Origin of the sequence: Pseudomonas sp. NFACC10-1, from assembly GCF_900119195.1 — a bacterium.
GTDB lineage: Bacteria > Pseudomonadota > Gammaproteobacteria > Pseudomonadales > Pseudomonadaceae > Aquipseudomonas > Aquipseudomonas cerasi.
Genome location: NZ_FPJB01000006.1, coordinates 429,419 through 452,081 on the forward strand (window position 1 = coordinate 429,419; position 22,663 = coordinate 452,081).

Sequence of the window (22,663 nt, forward strand, 5' to 3'; positions counted from 1 at the left end):
GAAATGTATGGCATTTGCCCTGACCGCTGCGCAACGCAATATCTGGCTGGATCAGATGACCCAGGGCGACTCGCCGTTATACAACATCGGCGGCTATATGGAGATCGATGGTGCCGTCGATTCCGTGTTGTTCCAGCAGGCCGTGGACCTGTTGATTGAAGAACACGATGCTCTGCGCATGGTCCTGCTTGACGAACGTGACGAGGAGGGCTTGCCGCTACAGGCCTTCGCCTCGAGCATGCCGCAGTGTATGACTCCGATCGACCTGCAAGGGCATGACGACCCGCGTCAGGCAGCCGAACACTGGGTGCAGACCCGGCTTGAAAAAGCGTTCAGGCTCGAGGGTGGGCCACTCTACCGAATGCATTTGCTCAAACTCGAAGAGCAGCGCTTCTACTTTGTGTTTTATACCCACCACATCGTGCTCGACGGCTGGAGCATCGACGGTGTCTGTACGTACCTCAGTGAGATTTACAATGCGCTGCTCAATCAGCGCACGCCTGACGTTGCGGCGCCGTCCTATGTCGATTTCATCAAGGACGACCTCAAGTATCGCGGGTCGCGACGTTTTTCGCTCGATCAAGCCTACTGGCTGGACAAATACCGTGAGATCCCCGATCCGTTGCTGACAGCGCGCCCGCGCCAGGTCTCTATTCAGAACCAGACAGCACACAGCCGCAGCGGCCACATCAGCTCCGGTCTTGACCGTGGTCTGGAGCAGCAGATCGACGATCTGGCGCTTCGACTGCAAGCCTCGTCGTTCCATGTTTTGCTGGCAGTGCTGTACGTGTACTTCACCCGCGTCTACCAGCGTGATGAACTGGTCATCGGCCTGCCGATTCTCAACCGCTCCAATGCCGGCTACAAGAAGACCCTGGGGCTTTTTACCCAACTCAGTTCGGTGCGCCTGAAATTCAGTCCAGACCTGCCGTTCGCAGAACTGGTCCAGGGTATATGTCGGGCAGTCAAGCAGGATTACCGCCACCAGCGGTTCCCGGTCAGCGACCTCAACCGGCTGCTGGAATTGCGCCGTACCGAGCGTACCCAATTGTTCGATCTGACGTTCTCCTATGAGCGCCAGAACCTTCCGCTGCATTTCAATCAGGCAGCCGCCAGCACTACCAAGTGTTCGAACAACCACGAACAGACGCCGCTAGCTATCTACCTGCGCACCAACGCCTGCGAAACTGAATCGTGGATGCACTACATCTACAACGAGGCGTTTTTTCAGCACGACGAGATTGTCCTCCTTGCCGAGCGCTTGCAGCGTGTTATGGAGCAGGGGCTGACGAATGAACAACTCCCGGTGAACGGGTTCTCGCTGATCAGCGAGACCGACACCTCCCGGGTTCAGGCGTGGAATGCCGATCAGCCACATTTCGCCGATGACCTGACTATCCACCAGCAGTTCGAAGCACGCGCTACAGAACGACCAGACGCCGTGGCGCTGGTATTCGAAGAGCAGACCCTGAGCTACGGCGAACTCAACGCCCGCGCCAACCAGGTCGCGCATCGCTTGCTCGCGCTGGGTGTGCTCCCTGATGATCGCGTGGCGATCTGCGTCGAGCGTGGCCCGGCGATGATTATCGGCTTGCTGGGCATCCTCAAATCCGGTGCCGGTTATGTGCCGCTGGACCCGGCTTACCCGCTGGAGCGCCTGGCCTATACCCTCGGCGACAGCACGCCAGTGGCATTATTGAGCCAACAGTCAGTACAACAAGCGTTGCCGTTATCTGAAGTGCCGCTGATCTATCTCGACGACGCCGACCTGCAGAACGAATCCGTGTGCAATCCGCAGGTAGCGGTCAAGTCCAGCGACCTTGCCTATGTGATCTATACCTCCGGCTCCACCGGTCTGCCCAAGGGCGTAATGGTCGAGCATCGCAACGTTGCACGACTGTTTTCGGCCACGGAAGACTGGTTCGGCTTCAGCGAACAGGACGTGTGGGCGCTGTTCCACTCGTTCGCCTTTGACTTCTCGGTCTGGGAAATCTGGGGCGCATTGCTGCACGGCGGCCGCCTGTTGATCGTGCCGCAACTGGTCAGCCGCTCGCCAGAAGACTTCTACAGGCTGCTGTGCAGTGCCGGTGTCACGGTGCTCAACCAGACGCCAAGTGCGTTCCGCCAACTGATTGCGGCTCAGGGCGAAAAAGAGCAGGCGCATTCGCTGCGCCAGGTGATTTTTGGCGGCGAAGCCCTGGAAACGGCGATGCTCAAGCCGTGGTACGCCCGCAAAGTCAACGCCACAACACAACTGGTAAACATGTACGGCATCACCGAAACCACGGTGCATGTGACCTATTATCCGTTGCAGCCTGGAGACGCGCAGCGCGTTGGCGCCAGCCCGATTGGCAAGCGCATTCCCGACCTGCAGCTGTACCTGCTGGATGCTTATGGCCATCCGCTGCCACCAGGCGCGGCGGGCGAGTTGTACGTGGGCGGGGCAGGCGTGGCCCGTGGCTACCTCAATCGCGATGAATTGAACGCGACGCGCTTTCTCGATGATCCATTCGCCCCGGAACCCGGGGCGCGAATGTACCGCTCTGGCGATCTGGGTCGTTGGTTGCCGGACGGCAGCCTGGAATACCTGGGCCGTAACGATGAACAGGTGAAAATTCGTGGCTTCCGTATCGAACTGGGCGAGATCGAAGCTCGATTGAGCGCTTGCAAAGGCGTGCGTGAAGCGGTGGTCGTGGTGCGTGAAGACGAACCGGGCGACAAGCGCCTGGTGGCCTATGTCATCGGCACGGCAGACCTGGAACCGGACGCTACCTGGTTGCGTGAACAGCTGCGCCTGTCGCTGGCCGAGCACATGTTGCCGAGCGCTTTTGTCAGCCTGGAGGCTTTCCCGCTGACCGCCAACGGCAAGCTTGATCGCAAGGCACTGCCGCTGCCCGTGGCCGAGGCCTATGCCCGGCGTCAATACGAGGCACCGCAAGGCCTGACGGAAACCCGCCTGGCCGGGTTGTGGGCCGAGTTGCTGGGCGTCGAGCAGGTAGGCCGTCATGACCAGTTCTTCGAATTGGGTGGGCATTCGATGCTGGCGGTGAAACTGATCGAACGCATGCGCGACATCGGTCTGAATGCCGACGTGCGCGTGCTGTTCGGCCAGCCGACCCTGGCCTCGCTGGCGGCAGCGAGCGGCAATGTCACGGACGTGCAGGCGCCCACCAATAAGATTCCCGCCGACTGTCGGCACATTACCCCCGACATGCTGCCTCTGGCCCGACTCACCCAGGCACAGATCGACCGTTTGGTCGCCACAGTGCCGCGCGGTGTGGGCAACGTGCAGGATATCTATGGGCTGGTGCCGTTGCAGGAGGGCATTCTTTATCACCACTTGAGCAGTGAGGAGGGTGATCCGTACCTGTTGCAGGCGTTGTTGCGGGTCAATAGCTTCGAGCAACTGCTGGACTTCACGGAGGCCTTGCAGCAAGTCATTGACCGTCACGACATTCTGCGCACGGCGGTAGCCTGGGAAGAGCTCGACGAGCCAGTGCAGGTGGTCTGGCGTCAGGCACGGCTGCGCGTCGAGGCGTTTTTGCCGCATCCGGAGCAGGGTGATGTCGCGGCCCAATTGCAGGCACAGTTCGATCCACGGCGGATACGCATGGATCTGCATCAGGCACCGATGATGCGCCTGCATTACGCAGAGGATCCCGTCAACCAAAGCTGGGTGGCGGTGTTGCTGTTCCATCACCTGATCGATGACGCCACCTCGCTGGCCCTGCTGGGCGCAGAGATCGAGGCGTTCAGACAAGGGCGCGGCAACCATCTGCCAGCGTCGGTACCGTATCGCAATCATGTGGCTCAGGCGCGATTGGGCATGAGCCGCGAGGAGCACGAAGCGTTCTTCCGCGACATGCTCGCCGATGTTGACGAGCCGACCCTGCCGTTCGGCCTGCAAGACCTGCAAGGCGACGGCAGCGGAGTCGACGAAGCCCTGCTACCGGTTGACCCGGAGCTGGCCGAACGTCTGCGCGCCCATGCCCGACGCCTCGGCGTCAGCAACGCCAGCCTGCATCACCTCGCGTGGGCTCAGGTGATCGGGCGCCTGTCAGGGCGTCAGGACGTGGCCTTCGGTACTGTGCTGATGGGCCGCCTGCTCAGTGGTCAAGGCGCCGAACGGGCCTTGGGCATGTTTATCAATACCTTGCCATTGCGCGTCGCGGCCGGAGAGCAGGGCATTGAGGCTGCAGTGCGTACCACCCACGCACGGTTGGCGGCGCTGGTCAGTCATGAGCATGCACCGTTGTCACTGGCCCAGGGATGCAGCGGCGTGGCGGCACCGACACCGTTATTCAGTGCACTGATGAACTACCGCCATGTCGCGGTCGGCGCCCAGACACCTCAAGAGGCAGGGCAGACCAGGCTTTGGGGCGGTGTCGAGGTACTCGGCGGTGAAGAGCGCACCAACTACCCACTGTCCTTGTCGGTGGACGACCTCGGCGAATCCTTCGGCCTGACCGTTCAGGCAGTGGCCGGAATCGGTGCCCGGCGCATCTGCGGTTACATGCACACCGTGCTGGAGCAACTGGCCGACGCGCTGGACAGTCGGCCAAATGCACCCTTGCACAGCCTCGACTGGTTGCCCGTGCACGAGCGTCGCCAATTGCTGGAAGACTTCAACGCATTCGACTGCGGCTACCCGCAAGACGTTTTGCTGCACCAGCTGTTCGAGGCCCAGGCGGCTGCGCAACCCGACTCGGTGGCAGTCACCTACGAAGGCCAGCAACTGAGTTACCTCGAGCTCAATCAGTGGGCTAACCAGATTGCCCATCGGTTGATCGCCGAAGGCATTGGTGCTGATGACCGGGTGGCGATCTGTGCGGAACGCAGTCTGGAAATGATCGCGGGCCTGGTGGGCATTCTCAAGGCCGGCGCAGGCTACGTACCACTCGACCCTTCTTACCCTGCGGAACGTCTGGCCTACATGCTTGAGGACAGCGCACCGAAAATGCTGCTGACCCAACGCGGTTTGCGTGAGCGCTTTGCGCAGGCCGTCATGCCGGTGTTGCTGCTGGAGGCTGATGCCCGCGCCGAGAGTGATATTGACCGCACGCCGACGACCAATCCGCAGCTTGCGAGGCTTGGCGCGCAGCACCTGGCTTACCTGATCTACACCTCGGGCTCTACCGGACAGCCCAAAGGCGTGGCCATGCCCCATGCGCCGCTGGTCAATCTGATGCATTGGCAGATCGCCCAGACTGTCGAGCACGGTCGCCCGAGGCAACGCACCTTGCAGTTCGCCGCGCTGGGTTTTGATGTGGCCTTTCAGGAAATCTTCAGCACCTTGTGTGCAGGTGGCGAACTGTCTCTTATCCACGGTGATACCCGTCTGAATTTCCGCCGCCTGTTCCAACATATTTGCGAGCAGCGTATCGAACGCCTGTACATGCCGTGTATTGCCCTGCAGGCATTGGCCGAGGCGGTGATCGCTGAAGCCGAACAGACTGATTGCCTGTTGCAGGACGTAATCACTGCCGGTGAGCAACTGCGAATCACCGAACCGATGCGGCAGTTATTCGCCCGTTTGAACGACGCCCGCCTGCATAACCACTACGGCCCGACGGAGTCCCATGTGGTCACGGCGCTGACCCTTGAGGGTGACCCGCAGGCCTGGCCGACCTTACCAAGCATCGGTCAGCCGGTGGCCAATACCCGCATTTACCTGCTCGACGAACACATGCGCCCCGTTCCGGTGGGCGTCGCGGGTGAACTGTACATCGGCGGTGCGTGTGTCGCGCGTGGCTACTTGAACCGTGATGAACTGACCAACGAACGCTTTATCGCTGATCCGTTTGCCGCCAGCGATGTCGGCAACCCACACGCGCGCCTGTACAAGACCGGCGACTTGGGTTGCTGGCAGGCCGACGGCAGGATCGTCTATCTGGGCCGTAACGACGATCAGATCAAGATCCGAGGTTTCCGTATCGAACTGGGCGAAATCGAGGCGCGTCTCGGTCGATTTCCAGGTCTGCGCGATGCAGCAGTGCTGGCCCGCGAAGACGTTCCCGGTGAAAAGCGCCTGGTCGCTTATTTCAGCGTGCACGCCGGGCAGGTGGTGCCCGAGGCCGACCAGATGCGTCTGCATTTACAGGCGCTGCTGCCTGATTACATGATCCCGGCAGCCTATGTGCACCTGGAAAAACTGCCGGTCTCGCCAAACGGCAAGCTGGATCGTCGCGCACTACCGCAGCCATCAGCCGATGCCTTCGTCAGTCGCGACTATCAGGCCCCGATCGGCGACACCGAAATCATGCTGGCTGAGCTCTGGGCCGACGTGCTGAGTGTTGAACGCGTCGGTCGGCACGACCATTTCTTTGAGCTGGGTGGTCACTCGCTGTTGGCGGTGAAGCTGATCGAGCGCATGCGTCAGGTTGGCCTGAGTGCCGATGTACGCGTGCTGTTCGGCCAGCCCACCCTTGCCGCACTGGCGGCGGCGGTGGGCGGCGGTATCGAGATCGAGGTTCCGGCCAACGGCATTCCCGACGGCTGCGAGCACATCACCCCGGACATGCTGACCCTCACTTCGCTGGACCAAGGGACTATCGATCGCATTGTCGCCGGCGTTCCCGGTGGTGCGGCCAATGTGCAGGACATTTACCCGCTGGCACCGTTGCAGGAAGGCATTCTTTATCACCATCTCGCCGCGGAGCAGGGCGACCCGTATCTGCTGCAAGCAACCTTCGCCCTGCATGATCCGGCGCACGTACGACGTTTTGCCGAAGGCTTGCAGGCAATGATCAATCGCCATGACATCCTGCGCACGGCGCTGGTCTGGGAAGGTCTGAAACAACCGCTGCAAGTGGCTCTACGCCGGGTCGAGCTGTCGATTGAGCAAATCACCCTGGCACCGGGCGGCGGCGATATCGTCGCCCAGATGCAACGCCGTTTTGATCCCCGCGAGTACCGCCTCGATCTCAGCCAGGCCCCGCTGGTTCACCTGGCCTTTGCGCAGGACTCGGAGAATCAGCGCTGGGTGGCGATCCTGCTGTTCCATCACATTGCCCTCGACCACACCGCGCTGGACGTGATGAGCGCAGAAATGCTCGCTCACGTGCAAGGCAGCGCGGCGCAAATGCCGGCGGCGATGCCTTACCGGAATTATGTGGCGCAGGCCCATCTTGGCGTGAGTCGCGAACAACATGAAGCATTTTTCCGCGAGATGCTCGGCGATGTCGATGAACCGACGCTACCGTTCGGTCTGCTTGAGGTGCAGGGTGACGGGCAGGGCATCAAGGAGGTTCGCCACGCGCTTGAGGCTGATTTTTGTCAGCGTCTGCGCACTCAGGCTCGGCAACTGGGGGTGAGTGCAGCAAGCTTGCATCACCTGGCCTGGGCGCGAGTGCTGGGCAGCGCCAGCGGGCGTGAAGACGTGGTATTCGGCACGGTGTTGCTGGGGCGCATGCAAAGCGGCCTGGGTGCCGACCGCGCCTTGGGCATGTTCATCAACACCTTGCCGCTGCGGGTCGATGTCGGTACGTGTGCAGTGCGTCAGGCCGTGCGTCAGACCCACGCCCGTTTGACCGCATTGCTCGGCCACGAACACGCGCCGCTGGTGCTGGCGCAACGTTGCAGCGCGGTGGATGCAGCGTCGCCGCTGTTCAGCGCGTTGCTCAACTATCGCCACAGCCCGGCACGTGAAGCCAGCGGTGGCGATCGTTGGGCGGATACCCAGGTGCTCGGCGTACTCGAACGGACCAATTACCCGTTGACCCTGTCGGTGGACGATCAAGGCGAAGGCTTCCTGTTGAACGTACAGGTAGCAGCCGGTTTCGATGGCCAGCGGATCTGCGACTATATGCAGACCGCCCTGAGCCATCTGGTTCAAGCCCTTGAATCGGCACCGGACTCAGCAGTGCGCGATCTGCCAGTGGTGCCGGAAGCCGAACGGACGGAGCTGCTGGTGGCGTTCAACGACACCGCGCGGGACTATCCGCAGCAACAGACCGTGCATAGCCTGTTTGAAGCTCAGGTGCGGGCGTGCCCCGAGGCTTGTGCGGCAATCCACGACGGCGTTGCCTTGAGTTATGCCGAGCTCAACACTCGGGCCAACCGTCTGGCGCGGCATCTGCTGGGGCTTGGTGTGCAGCCGGGTGACAGTGTGGCGATTTTGCTGGAGCGCAGCCATGACCTACTCGCCAGTCAACTGGCAGTGCTCAAGTGCGCGGCGGTGTATGTGCCGCTGGACATCAATGCACCGGTCGAGCGTCAGGCATTCATGGTTGAGGACAGCCAGGCGCGTGTACTGCTCACTCACAGCCAAGTGTCGCTGGAAACCGCTGCACAGCGTGTCGATCTCGATGGTTTGCCCCTGAACGATCTGAAAGACACTGATCTGGCGTTGCCGCAGTCAAGCGAAAGTGTTGCCTACATCATGTACACCTCTGGTTCGACGGGTGTTCCGAAAGGTGTGCTGGTGCCGCATCGGGCCATAAGCCGTCTGGTGATCAACAACGGTTATGCCGATTTCAACGCTCAGGACCGCGTGGCGTTCGCTTCCAACCCTGCATTTGACGCCAGCACGCTGGATGTCTGGGCACCGTTGCTCAACGGCGGCTGTGTGGTGGTGATCGGGCAGAACGACTTGCTCTCCCCATTGAACTTCCAGCGCCTGCTGCTGGAGCAATCCGTAACCGTGCTATGGATGACCGCCGGTTTATTCCATCAATACGCTTCGGGGCTGGGCGAGGCTTTTTCGCGCTTGCGCTACCTGATTGTTGGCGGTGATGTGCTGGACCCGGCTGTTATCGGCCGGGTGTTGGCGAATGATCCGCCACAGCATCTGCTTAATGGCTATGGCCCGACCGAGGCGACGACCTTTTCCGCGACCTGCGAGATTGTTTCGGTCGGCAATGGCTCGATTCCTATTGGCAAACCCGTGGGCAACAGCCGCCTGTATGTGCTCGGTAGCCAAGGCCAACCCGTGCCGTTGGGCGTGCCCGGCGAGCTGTATATCGGCGGGCAGGGTGTCGCCAGGGGGTATTTGAATCGGGATGAACTGACCCTTGAGAAATTTGTTGCCGACCCGTTCGACAGCGACCCACAGGCACGCTTGTACCGCACCGGCGACCTGGTTCGCTGGCGTGCCGATGGCAATCTGGAATACCTGGGTCGTAATGACGATCAGGTGAAAATCCGTGGTTTCCGCGTTGAACTGGGTGAAATAGAAGCACGCCTGGCCGAGCATTCGGATATTCGTGAAGCCGTGGTGCTGTGCCGTCAGGATGAGCCTGGCGACAAGCGTCTGGTGGCTTATGTAACCGCGCTGCAGCCTGAAACCGCGCTGGACATCGAACACCTGCGCAACCATCTGCAAGGCTTGTTACCGGACTATATGGTGCCGGCAGCCTACGTGCAGCTCGATGCGCTGCCGCTGACCGCCAATGGAAAGCTTGACCGCAAGGCGCTGCCAGTGCCGGATGCGCAAGCGCTGATCAGCCGTGGTTACGAAGCACCGAAAGGTGAGGTCGAAGTGGTGCTGGCCGAGATCTGGGCCGAGGTACTGCAGGTCGAGCGGGTTGGTCGCTACGATAACTTCTTCGATCTGGGCGGGCACTCTCTGCTGGCCATGCGCATGGTGTCTCAAGTACGCCAACAGCTGGGCGTTGAATTACCGCTGGGCGAGCTGTTTGCACTCGGTGAACTGGCAGCGGTGGCCACAGCGCTGAATGGCGTGGCGCGCAGTGAACTGACAGCGATCCTGCCGGTTAAGCGTGATCAGCCAATGCCATTGTCCTTCGCCCAGCAAAGGTTGTGGTTCCTGGCACAGATGGACGGCGGTAACGAAGCCTATAACATCCCGATGGCACTGAGCCTTGTGGGGGCGCTCGACGTCACCGCCTTAGCCCGAGCCCTGGCACGTATCGTCGAACGCCATGAAACCTTGCGCAGCCGATTTGTGACCTGTGAAGGCGCTGCGCAAGTACTGTTCGTGCCCACCTGCGCAGACGCCGGGCTGTCTGTCGAAGACATTCGTCATGCGCCTCATGGCCTGGAAGAGTTTATTCGGGTCGAGGCGGTAGCACCGTTCGATCTGGCTAACGGCCCGCTGATTCGCGCTCATTTGCTGCAAGTGGCCGACGACCGTCATGTGCTGCTGATGACTGTGCACCATATCGTCGCCGATGGTTGGTCGATGGCTGTACTGAGCCAGGAACTGCTGAAGCTGTACCCGGCGTTCTGCCAGGGACAGCCCGATCCACTGCCGGCGCTGGCGATCCAGTACGCCGATTACGCGGTATGGCAACGTCGCTGGCTGTCCGGCGAACGCCTGCAACACCAGGCCGCCTATTGGCATCAGGCACTGGAGGGAGCGCCGACGCTGCTCACGCTGCCGACTGATCGGCCACGTCCGGCGCAGCAGGACTTCGCCGGTGCCAGCCTTGCCGTGCAACTGAATGCAAATCTGGCAGCAGACCTGCGCAAACTGGCACAACGTCAGGGCGTCACGCTGTACATGGCGCTGATGGCCGCCTGGGCGACGACACTCACGCGCCTTTCGGGTCAGGCCGACGTGGTGATTGGCAGCCCGGTGGCAGGGCGAGGTCATACCGAACTTGAAGACCTGATCGGCCTGTTCGTCAACACCCTGGCGGTGCGCATCGACACCTCGGGCAATCCGAGCGGCGAGGCGCTGCTGGCCCGGGTCAAGGCCCGCGTACTGGAAGCACAGGAGCATCAGGACCTGCCGTTCGAACAGGTTGTGGAAGTCGTTCGCCCGACACGCAGCCTGGCCCATCCTCCTTTGTTCCAGACCACGCTGAACTGGATGCCGGGAAAAAACGTTGCCGATTCGCTTGGCGACCTGAGAGTGGAGCCGGTCGAGCAGAACAGTCAGGTGTCCAAATTCGACCTTTCGCTGAACCTGAGCGAGCAGGGCGAGACGCTGGCAGGGACGCTGGACTACGCCACGGCGCTGTTCGACGAAACCACGGCGCAACGGTATCTCGACTATTTCATGCAGATCCTCGAAGCCCTGGCGGCTGATGAGCAGACGCATCTTGATCGCATCCCGCTGGTCGGCGAAGAGGAACGCCGTTACCTGCTGGAAACGCTCAACACGACGGCGCTGGCGCAAGTTAATGACGAGCAGACCGTGCATGCCATGATCGAAGCCCGGGCCGCCAGCGCGCCAGAAGGTGTAGCGGCTCAGGTGGGCGAGCATTGCCTGCACTACGGCGAGATGAATCAACGCGCCAACGCACTGGCCCACCACCTGATCAGTCTCGGCGTAGGTGTCGATGATCGCGTGGCGGTCATGGCCCGTCGCGGGCTGGACACGCTGGTGGCCATGCTCGCCGTCCTCAAGGCAGGCGCCGGCTACATCCCGGTCGATCCGTCACACCCTGACGAACGCATTGCCTATCTGCTGGCCGACAGCGCACCCAAAGTACTGCTGACCCAACAGGCCCTGATGAACCGTGTGCCGCAAACGTCTGCACCGGTCATCGCCTTTGACCGCCCTGAATGGCCGCAACGCCTGGAAAACCCTCAAGTGGCGGGGCTCAACCCCACGCATCTGGCTTACGTAATCTACACCTCCGGCTCCACTGGCCAGCCAAAAGGCGTGATGGTCGAGCACCGCACCCTCGGCAACCTGATCGACTGGCATTGCCAGGCCTTCGATCTCCAGGCTGGCAGCCATACCGCCAGCGTCGCAGGCTTCGGCTTCGACGCCATGGCCTGGGAAGTCTGGCCGGCGCTGTGTGCCGGGGCGACCCTGCACCTGCCGCCTGCGGACTTGGGTAATGAACAGATTGATGCACTGCTCGACTGGTGGATCGCTCAACCGCTGCAGGTGGCTTTCCTGCCAACGCCGGTCGCCGAATATGCCTTCAGCCGCGACCTGTCTCACCCCACCTTGCGTACGCTCTTGATTGGTGGCGACCGTCTGCGCCAGTTCCAGCGCGATCCGGGCTTTACCGTCATCAACAACTACGGCCCGACCGAGGCCACAGTGGTCGCCACGTCGGGGCGTTTGCTGCCCGACGGCAGACTCGACATCGGCACACCGATTGCCAATACCCGCGTGTATCTGCTTGATGAGCATCAACAACTGGTGCCGCTGGGTGTGGCGGGCGAGCTGTACGTCGCCGGAGAAGGCGTGGCGAGGGGGTATCTGAACCGACCGGAGATGACCGCCGAGCGCTTTCTGCGTGATCCGTTCCACGCTGACGCACGGATGTACCGCACCGGCGACCTGGCACGCTGGAACGCCGATGGCACTCTCGACTACCTGGGGCGTAACGATGATCAGGTGAAAATCCGCGGCTTACGCGTTGAGCTGGGTGAAATCGAAGCACGCCTGGCCGAACACGCCGATGTTCGTGAAGCCGTGGTGCTGTGCCGCCAGGATGTTCCTGGTGACAAGCGTCTGGTGGCGTATGTCACGACGCAGCAGCCTGAAACGGTGCTCGATATCGAACATCTGCGCAGCCATCTGCAAGGCACATTACCGGACTACATGGTGCCGGCAGCCTACGTGCAGCTCGATGCGCTGCCGCTGACCGCCAACGGCAAGCTCGACCGCAAGGCCCTGCCAATGCCGGATGCGCAATCGCTGATCAGTCGTGGCTATGAAGCACCACAGGGCGAGGTTGAGATCCAACTGGCATCGATCTGGGCTGATGTACTCACGGTCGAACAGGTCGGTCGCCATGACCACTTCTTCGAACTGGGCGGCCACTCGCTGCTGGCAGTGAAATTGATCGAGCGCATGCGTCAGGTCGGTCTGAGTGCCGATGTGCGCGTACTGTTCAGCCAGCCTACGCTGGCGGCACTGGCGACAGCGGTCGGCGGTGGCACGGAAGTCGTGGTGCCAGCCAATCTGATTCCGGAACGCTGCGAACACATCACCCCGGACCTGCTGCCGCTGATCAGCCTGACTCAGGCGCAGATCGACTGCGTGGTAAAGCATGTGCCCGGCGGTGCTACTAACGTGCAGGACATTTACCCGCTGGCGCCTTTGCAGGCAGGTATTCTTTATCACCACATCAGTGCCGAGCAGGGCGATCCATACACCCTGAAAGCCCTGTTCAGTCTGCACGACCGCGCACGACTGGACGATTTCAGCCACGCCTTGCAAGCGGTTATCAATCGTCACGATATCCTGCGTACGGCTGTACTGTGGGAAGGTCTCGACGAACCGGTGCAAGTGGTGCTGCGCCAAGCTGAAATGCACGTCACCGAGTTGTGCCTCGATCCGGTAAACGGCCCGATTGATGAGCAGTTGCACGAGCGCTTCGATCCCCGGCATTACCGCCTCGATGTGCGTCAAGCGCCCTTGATGCAGATTGTCTTTACCCATGACCCGCTCAACGATCGCTGGCTGGCGATGCTGCTGTTCCATCACTTGGTCAATGACGCAACCTCGCTGTACGTGGTGCTGCATGAAATGCAGGCGCACTTGCTAGGTCAGGGTGCTTCTCTGGGTCAGAGCGTGCCGTATCGCAACTACGTGGCCCAGGCCCGGCTGGGTGTCAGCGATGCGCAGCACGAAGCTTTCTTCCGTGAAATGCTCGGTGATATCGACGAGCCAACGCTACCGTTCGGTTTGCAGGATGTGCAGGACGGCGGCGGTGACATCGAAGAGGCGAGCGTGATCCTGCCCGCTGAACTGAACCTGCGTTTGCGGACTCAGGCTCGACAGGCAGGCGTCAGCGCCGCGAGCCTGATGCATCTGGCCTGGGCACGGGTGCTCGGCAGCGTCTCGGCCCGTGAACAGGTGGTGTTCGGCACGGTACTGCTGGGCCGTATGCAGGCCGGCGAGGGTGCAGACCACTCGTTGGGCATGTTTATCAACACCTTGCCACTGCGCGTCGATATCGGCGCGACGACGGTGGTCGAGGGATTGAAAGCGACCCACGGGCAACTAACGGCTTTGCTGGGCCACGAACACGCGCCACTGGTACTCGCCCAACGCTGCAGCGGCGTGGATGCCCCGGCGCCACTGTTCAGTGCGTTGCTCAACTATCGACACAGTGTCGTGAGCGACGTTTCAGCGGAAACCGCCACTGCCTGGGAGGGGATCGAGTCCTTCGGTGCCAAAGACCATACCAACTACCCGTTGACCCTGAATATCGATGACGTAGGCAACGGTTTCAACCTGACGGTACTGGTCAGCAGCACCGTCGGTGCCAAACGCGTCTGTGGCTACATGCAGACCGTGCTGGAGCATCTGTCGAATGCCCTGGAGCAATCACCGTCCTCGACCCTCGACAGCCTGCCGATCCTGCCCGCTGCCGAACGTGAGCAGTTGCTGGTGACGATCAATGACACCGCGCGGGACTATCCGCAGCAACAGACCGTGCATGGCCTGTTTGAAGCTCAGGTGCGGGCGTCCCCCGAGGCTTGTGCGGCAATCCACGACGGCGTTGCAGTGAGCTATGCCGAACTCAACACTCGGGCCAACCGTCTGGCGCGGCATCTGCTGGGTCTTGGCGTACAGCAGGGTGACAGCGTGGCGATTTTGCTGGAGCGCAGCCATCACCTGCTCGCCAGTCAGCTGGCAGTGCTCAAGTGCGCGGCGGTGTATGTGCCGCTGGACATCAATGCCCCGGTCGAGCGTCAGGCATTCATGGTTGAGGACAGCCAGGCGCGTGTACTGCTCACTCACAGCCAAGTGTCGCTGGAAACCGCTGCCCAGCGTGTCGATCTCGACGGTTTGCCCCTGAACGATCTGAAAGACACTGATCTGGCGTTGCCGCAGTCAAGCGAAAGTGTTGCCTACATCATGTACACCTCAGGTTCGACGGGTGTTCCGAAAGGTGTGCTGGTGCCGCATCGGGCCATAAGCCGTCTGGTGATCAACAACGGTTATGCCGATTTCAATGCAAAGGATCGTGTGGCATTTGCCTCCAACCCGGCGTTTGATGCCAGTACGCTGGATGTCTGGGCACCGCTGCTCAATGGCGGCTGTGTGGTGGTGATCGGGCAGAACGACTTGCTCTCCCCATTGAATTTCCAGCGCCTGCTGCTGGAGCAATCCGTAACCGTGCTGTGGATGACCGCCGGTTTATTCCATCAATACGCTTCGGGGCTGGGCGAGGCCTTTTCGCGCCTGCGCTACCTGATTGTCGGCGGCGACGTGCTGGACCCGGCCGTTATCGGCCGGGTGTTGGCGAATAATCCGCCACAGCATCTGCTCAACGGTTATGGCCCGACCGAGGCGACGACCTTTTCCGCGACCTACGAGATTGTTTCGGTCGGCAATGGCCCTATTCCTATTGGCAAACCCGTAGGCAACAGCCGCCTGTATGTGCTCGATAGCCAAGGTCAACCCGTGCCGTTGGGCGTGCCCGGCGAGCTGTATATCGGCGGGCAAGGCGTTGCCAAGGGCTATTTGAACCGTGATGAATTGAGCACCACGCAGTTTGTCTTCGATCCGTTCAATCCGTCGGAAAACGCACTGATGTACCGCACCGGCGATTTGGTGCGCTGGCGCGCCGACGGCAACCTGGAGTATCTCGGCCGCAATGACGAGCAGGTGAAGATTCGTGGTTTCCGCGTTGAACTGGGTGAAATCGAAGCGCGCCTGGCCGAACACTCCGCTGTTCGCGAAGCCGTAGTGCTGTGCCGTCAGGACGCGCCTGGCGACAAGCGTCTGGTGGCTTATTTCACCGCACAGCAGCCTGTCGACATCGAACACCTGCGCAACCATCTGCAAGGCACGTTGCCAGACTACATGGTGCCGGCAGCCTACGTGCAGCTTGACGCTCTGCCGCTGACCGCCAACGGCAAGCTCGACCGCAAGGCGCTGCCAGTGCCGGATGCGCAAGCGCTGATCAGCCGTGGTTATGAAGCACCGCAAGGCGAAGTCGAGACCCTGCTGGCAGCGATCTGGGCGGATGTACTGACGGTCGAACAGGTCGGTCGTCATGATCACTTCTTCGAACTGGGCGGCCATTCGCTGCTGGCAGTGATGCTCATCGAACGCATGCGTCAGGTCGGCCTGAGTACCGACGTACGTGCGCTGTTCAACCAGCCGACCCTGGCCGCGCTCGCCGCAGCGGTGGGCGGGTACACCGACGTGCAAGTGCCGGATAACCTGATCGTGCCGGGCTGCGAGCGTATTACCCCGGACATGCTGCCGCTGGCTGACCTCGATCAGGCAGGGATTGATCGGGTCGTCGCCAGCGTGCCGGGCGGCCTGGCCAACATTCAGGACATCTATGCCCTGGCGCCCTTGCAGGAAGGCATTCTCTATCACCATCTGGCTGCGGATGAAGGTGATCCCTATGTCTTGCAGATGCTCTTCGCGTTCGATGATCGCGAGTGCCTGGCCGGTTTCGCCGCAGCCTTGCAGAGCGTGGTCGAACGTCACGACATCCTGCGCACCAGCGTGGTCTGGGAGGGGCTTGAGCAGCCGGTGCAGGTGGTATGGCGCAACGCGAAACTGAGCCTGGAAGAGGTGGCCATCGATCCGCTCGACGGTGACGTGCTGACACGACTGCGCGAGCGCTTTGACCCACGGCACTATCGCCTGGACATCGGCCAGGCGCCGCTGATGCGCATCGCCTACGCCGAGGACACCACCCACCAGCGTCTGGTCGGCATGTTGCTGTTCCACCATCTGGCGCTGGATCACACCTCTCTGGAAGTGGTAGTGGAGGAAATGCAGGCCAGCCTGCAGGGTCATATCGAGCAATTGCCGGCCCCGGTGCCTTATCGCAACCATGTGGCACAGGCGCGTCTGGGTATCAGCCAGGCTGAACACGAAGCGTTTTTCCGCGACATGCTCGGCGACATCGACGAACCAACACTGGCTTACGGCATACAGGACGTGCAGGGCGATGGCAGTGGCATCGAGGAAGTGAATCAGTTACTCGACAGCCAACTGAGCAGCCGTATACGCAGCATTGCGCGGCAGTTGGGGGTCAGCGCTGCAAGCCTTGCCCACCTGGCATGGGCTCAGGTGGCTGGTCGGGTCTCGGGGCGCGAAGAAGTCGTGTTCGGCACCGTACTGATGGGCAGGATGCAGGGCGGCAACGGTGCCGACCGGGCGCTGGGCATGTTCATCAACACCTTGCCGCTGCGCATCAGCGTCGGCAGCCAGAGTGCTCTGGCGGCGGTCAAGGTCACTCACCAACGCCTGTCGGCACTGCTGGGGCATGAGCATGCTTCGCTGTCGCTGGCCCAGCGCTGCAGCGGCGTGCCGAGTTCGCTGCCGCTGTTCAGCACCTTGCTCAACTACCGCCACAGCAACAACGGCGCGGCCTCGGCCGACACATTGTCAGCCTGGCAGGGCATTCAGACCCTGAGCATGGAGGAACGCACCAACTATCCGTTGTGCCTGAACGTCGATGACCTGGGCGATGACTTCATGCTCACCATTCAGGCCGTCAAACAAATCAGTGCAACGCGCATCGGCGAGTACATGCAGGTTGCACTGCGCAGCCTCGTGGAAGCACTGGAACACACCCCGCAAGCAGCGCTGAACAGCCTGCCGATACTGCCGGATGACGAGCGCGAGCTGTTGCTGGCGGGTTTCAATGACACTGCCCATCCTTATCCTCGCGACGTGTTGATTCACCAACTGATCGAACAACAGGCCGCCCAGCGTCCGGGTGCTTGCGCCGTACGCGGCGACAGCGGACCGCTACTCACTTACGCCGAACTCAACCAACAGGCCAACCAGCTCGCCCATCACCTGATCGAACTGGGCGTGGAACCGGACACGCGGGTCGCAGTAAGCCTGCGTCGCGGCCCGGAAATGGTCGTGGCGCTCTTGGGTATTCTCAAGGCCGGTGGTGCCTATGTACCGATCGACCCGGACCTGCCGAGCGCGCGCCAGGCCTATATGCTCAACGACAGCGCCCCGCAGGCGGTGCTGACCACCAACGACCTGCATGCAAACCTGCAAGCCATAAACCTGCCGATACTGGTGCTCGATGACCACCAGGACAGCGCGCAACTGGCTAAGCAACCGAGCGGCAACACGGATGCCAACGCCCTGGGCCTGCAGCCCAATCATCTGGCCTACGTGCTATACACCTCCGGTTCCACCGGCACGCCCAAAGGCGTAATGAACGAACACCTGGGAGTCGTCAACCGCCTGCTCTGGGCGCGCGACGCCTATCACGTGGACAGCAACGATCGGGTACTGCAAAAGACCCCGTTCGGCTTCGACGTGTCGGTCTGGGAATTTTTCCTGCCGCTGCTGGCCGGTGCCGAACTGGTCATGGCCCGTCCCGGTGGCCATCAGGACCCTGACTATCTGGCGCAGGTCATGAGTGACGCGGGCATTACCCTGCTGCACTTTGTGCCCTCAATGCTCGATGTATTTCTGGAGCACCGCTCAACCCGCGACTTCCCGCAACTGCGCCGAGTGCTGTGCAGCGGCGAAGCCTTGCCCCGCGCGTTGCAGCGCCGCTTCGAGCAACACCTCAAGGGCGTCGAACTGCACAACCTCTATGGCCCGACCGAAGCGGCCATCGACGTTACCGCCTGGGAATGCCGCCCGACAGATCCGGGCGAAAGCGTGCCCATCGGCCGTCCGATTGCCAACATTCAGATGCACGTACTGAATGCCCTGGGCCAGCTGCAACCACTGGGCGTGGCCGGTGAGCTGCACATTGGCGGCATCGGCGTAGCGCGGGGTTACCTTAACCAGCCGCAGCTGAGTGCCGAGCGTTTCATCGCTGACCCGTTTTCCAGCGATCCGCAGGCCCGCCTGTACAAAACCGGCGACGTGGGTCGCTGGCTGGCCAATGGTGCGCTGGAATACCTGGGCCGTAATGACTTCCAGGTGAAGATTCGCGGCTTGCGTATCGAAATCGGCGAAATCGAGGCCGCCTTGGCCAAACACCCGGCGGTCCATGAAGCGGTGATCACCGCTCGCGAAGACATACCCGGTGACAAACGTCTGGTGGCTTACTACACGCAGTCTGCCGAGCACACTGCTGTCGATATCGAAACCCTGCGCGGTCACCTGCAGCAGCAGTTGCCTGAATACATGGTTCCGGCCATTTACGTACTGCTCGATACCATGCCACTGACGCCGAACGGCAAGCTGGATCGCAAGGCGCTGCCAGCACCGGACGGTGATGCGCTGATCAGCCGTGGCTACGAGGCGCCCGAAAGCGATACCGAGATGGCCATTGCGCATATCTGGCAAGACCTGCTGCAACTGGAGCAGGTCGGCAGGCATGACCACTTCTTCGAACTGGGTGGCCACTCTCTGCTGGCCGTGAAACTGATCGAGCGCATGCGCCAGATCGATCTGATTGCCGATGTACGCGTGCTGTTCAGCCAGCCGACCCTGTCAGCCCTGGCGGCGGCGGTGGGCGGCAAGGGGGCCGTCGAGGTGCCCGCCAACCTTATTCCCACCGACTGCGAGCGCATCACTCCAGACATGCTGCCGCTGGCATCACTGAGCCAGGACGACATCGACCGCGTGGCGTCCAGCGTGCCCGGCGGCATGGCCAACGTGCAGGACATCTATGCCCTGGCGCCGCTGCAGGAGGGGATTTTGTATCACCACCTTGCAGCGGTCGAGGGTGACCCGTACCTGCAATACGCACTATTTTCCTTCGACAATAACCAGCGTCTGCACAGTTTCGCCCAAGCACTGCAAGCTGTAATCGCGCGGCACGATATCCTCCGCACCGCCGTGCTTTGGGAGCGTCTCGAGGCTCCGGTGCAAGTGGTCTGGCGTGAAGCGCCTCTGATGCTTGATGAGCTGATAATAGACCCGGCCGATGGCGAGGTCACCGAACAGTTGCTCAAGCGTCTCGACCCGCGTCACACGCGCCTGGACATCCGTCAGGCACCGATGCTGCGCATCGGTTATGCCCACGACGCGGTAAATAATCGCTGGCTGGGCATGCTGTTGTTCCACCACCTGGTTGACGACGCCACGTCGCTGCGCATTCTCACCAGCGAAATCGAGGCGCACATGCTCGGCCGGCAAGCCTCGCTGCCGCCGTCCGTGCCTTATCGCAATTACGTGGCCCAGGCCAGACTCGGTGTAAGCCGCGAGGAACATGAGGCGTTTTTCCGTGACATGCTCGGTGACATCGACGAGCCCACGCTGCCATTCGGCGTGCAGGACGTGCAGGGCAACGGGCGCGGTATCGAGGAAGCATGCCAGCGGGTCGATATCGACCTGAGTCAGCGCTTGCGGGCGCAGGCTCGTCAACTCGGGGTCAGCTCCGCCAGCCTGTATCACCTGGCCTGGGCCCGTGTATTGGGCGCGGTGTCAGGCAAAGACGATGTGGTATTCGGCACCGTGTTGCTCGGTCGTTTGCAGGGCGGTGTCGGCTCCGACAGGGCGTTGGGAATGTTCATCAACACCTTGCCGCTGCGCGTCACGCTGGGTGAGCAGGGCGTGCGCAGTGGCCTGAAAACCACTCACGCATGGCTCAGTGGCTTGGTCGCCCATGAGCACGCCTCACTGGTACTGGCCCAGCGCTGCAGCGGGGTGCCCGCGTCAACGCCACTGTTCAGTGCCTTGCTTAACTATCGGCATGTCGACGCAGAGGTCAATCAGCAGGCTTTCGACGCCTGGCAGGGCATTGAACATCTGCACAGTGAAGAACGCACCAACTATCCGTTGACCCTTTCGGTCAACGATGAAGGGGTGGGCTTCAGCCTCACGGTCCAAACCATCGCCAGTATCGATGCGCAACGGGTCTGCGCGTATATGCAGACGGCACTGGAGAGCATGGTCAGCACACTGGAGCAGTCCAGCGAGATGCCTCTGGCAGGTTTGTCGGTTGTGCCGGCAGCAGAGCGTGAGCAACTGGTGTTCGGGCTCAACGCTACCGAGCTGGATTACCCGCAGCAGCAGACCATTCATGGCCTGTTCGAAGCGCAGGTCGAGCGCTCGCCGCAGGCTTTGGCGGTGGTGCATGGCGAACTGCGCCTGACGTATGGCGAGCTCAACGACCAGGCCAACCGCCTGGCCCATGCCTTGCGTAAACAGGGCGTTCAGCCGGATTCCCGCGTGGGGATCTGCGTAGAACGCGGGGCAGAAATGATCGTCGGCTTGCTGGCGATCCTCAAGGCGGGCGGTGGCTATGTGCCGCTGGACCCGGCTTATCCGGCCGAACGAATTACTTACATATTGCAGGACAGTGAGCCAGCGGCGGTGTTGGTCAAGGCAGCCACTCGGCATTTGCTGGCAGGCGTTTCGGTGCAGACCATCGACCTTGATGATCAGAGCGCCTGGCAACACGAATCCATACAGAACCCGGAAGTCGAGGGCCTGACCTCGGCACATCTGGCGTACCTGATCTACACCTCGGGTTCGACCGGTATGCCGAAAGGCGTGATGATCGAACACCGCAACACCGTTAACTTCCTGACCTGGGCGCACATGGCTTTCGACGGTTCTGCGCTGGAAAAAACGCTGTTCTCCACCTCGCTGAACTTCGACCTCGCGGTCTACGAGTGCTTTGCGCCGCTGACATCGGGTGGCAGCATCAACGTGGTGAAAAACGTTCTTGAACTGCAACACGGCGAACACGATATCGGCCTGATCAACACCGTGCCGTCAGCGCTGAAAGCGCTGCTGGAAATCAACGGGTTGCCAGGATCGGTTCACACCGTCAACGTCGCTGGCGAAGCGCTCAAGCGCAGTCTGGTCGAATCACTGTTCGAGACAACCGGCGTGCAGCGCCTTTGCAACCTGTACGGGCCGTCCGAAACCACCACTTACTCAAGCTGGGTGGCGATGGACCGCGAAGACGGCTTCGCTCCGCATATCGGCAGGCCGGTGGGCAACACCCGGTTCTATCTGCTGGACGAGCAGCAACAGCTCGTTCCGCGAGGTATGCCGGGTGAAATCTACATCGGCGGGGCAGGTGTGGCCCGTGGTTATCTGAACCGCGATGATCTGACCGCAGAACGTTTCCTGAAAGACCCGTTCAGCCAGCAGCCCGCGGCACGCATGTACCGCACGGGTGACCTTGGCCGTTATCTGCCGGATGGCAATATCGAATACCTGGGTCGTAACGATGATCAGGTGAAAATCCGTGGTTTCCGTATCGAACTGGGCGAGATCGAAACGTGTCTGGCCAAGCACCCAGGGGTACAGGAAACGGTGGTTGTCGCCCGTGAGGACGTACCAGGCGAAACCCGTCTGGTGGCGTATTTCACAGCGTCCGACCCTGCACGGCTACCGGAAAGCAGCGATCTGCGCACGTACCTGCAAGGGCTGCTGCCGGACTACATGCTCCCGGCAGCTTATATGCCGCTTGACGCGTGGCCGCTGACGCCGAACGGCAAGCTCGACCGCAAGGCCCTGCCGGCACCGGACAGCAGCGCACTTGTCTCGCGCGCTTACGAAGCCCCGGTGGGTGACGTCGAGATCAAACTGGCAGCGCTTTGGGCGGACCTGCTTAATGTCGAAAAGGTCGGGCGTCATGACCATTTCTTCGAGCTGGGCGGGCATTCTTTGTTGGCGGTGAGCCTGATCGAGCGCATGCGTCAGGCGGACCTCGAAGCTGACGTTAGAGTGCTGTTCGGTCATCCGACGCTTATTCAGGTGGCGGCCTCAGTGGGCAAGGTCAAGCGGCTGGAGGTGCCGGAGACGAAAATTCCGACGTTCAAGCGCAAACGCCGTATCTGAAGCCACGGCAACCACCCGACCGGTTTGCAAACGGTCGAGTGGTTGCCTTCCACCCTGAAGCCCTTCGCAACGCTTTCCCAACGCTTT

1 protein-coding gene is annotated in these 22,663 nt (G+C 61.4%); it reads left to right on the plus strand.

Going from position 1 to position 22,663, the window contains the following annotated elements:
- Positions 1-7 precede the first annotated feature (7 nt).
- On the plus strand, positions 8-22,576 hold the full coding sequence (locus tag BT119_RS19070) for a non-ribosomal peptide synthetase (protein ID WP_072366650.1): 22,569 nt from the start codon (positions 8-10) through the stop codon (positions 22,574-22,576).
- Positions 22,577-22,663: the final 87 nt, after the last annotated feature.

Coding starts and splice junctions, on each gene's coding strand:
- BT119_RS19070 (WP_072366650.1), top strand. CDS start 8: ATGGCATTTGCCCTGACCGCTGCGCAACGCAATATCTGGCTGGATCAG.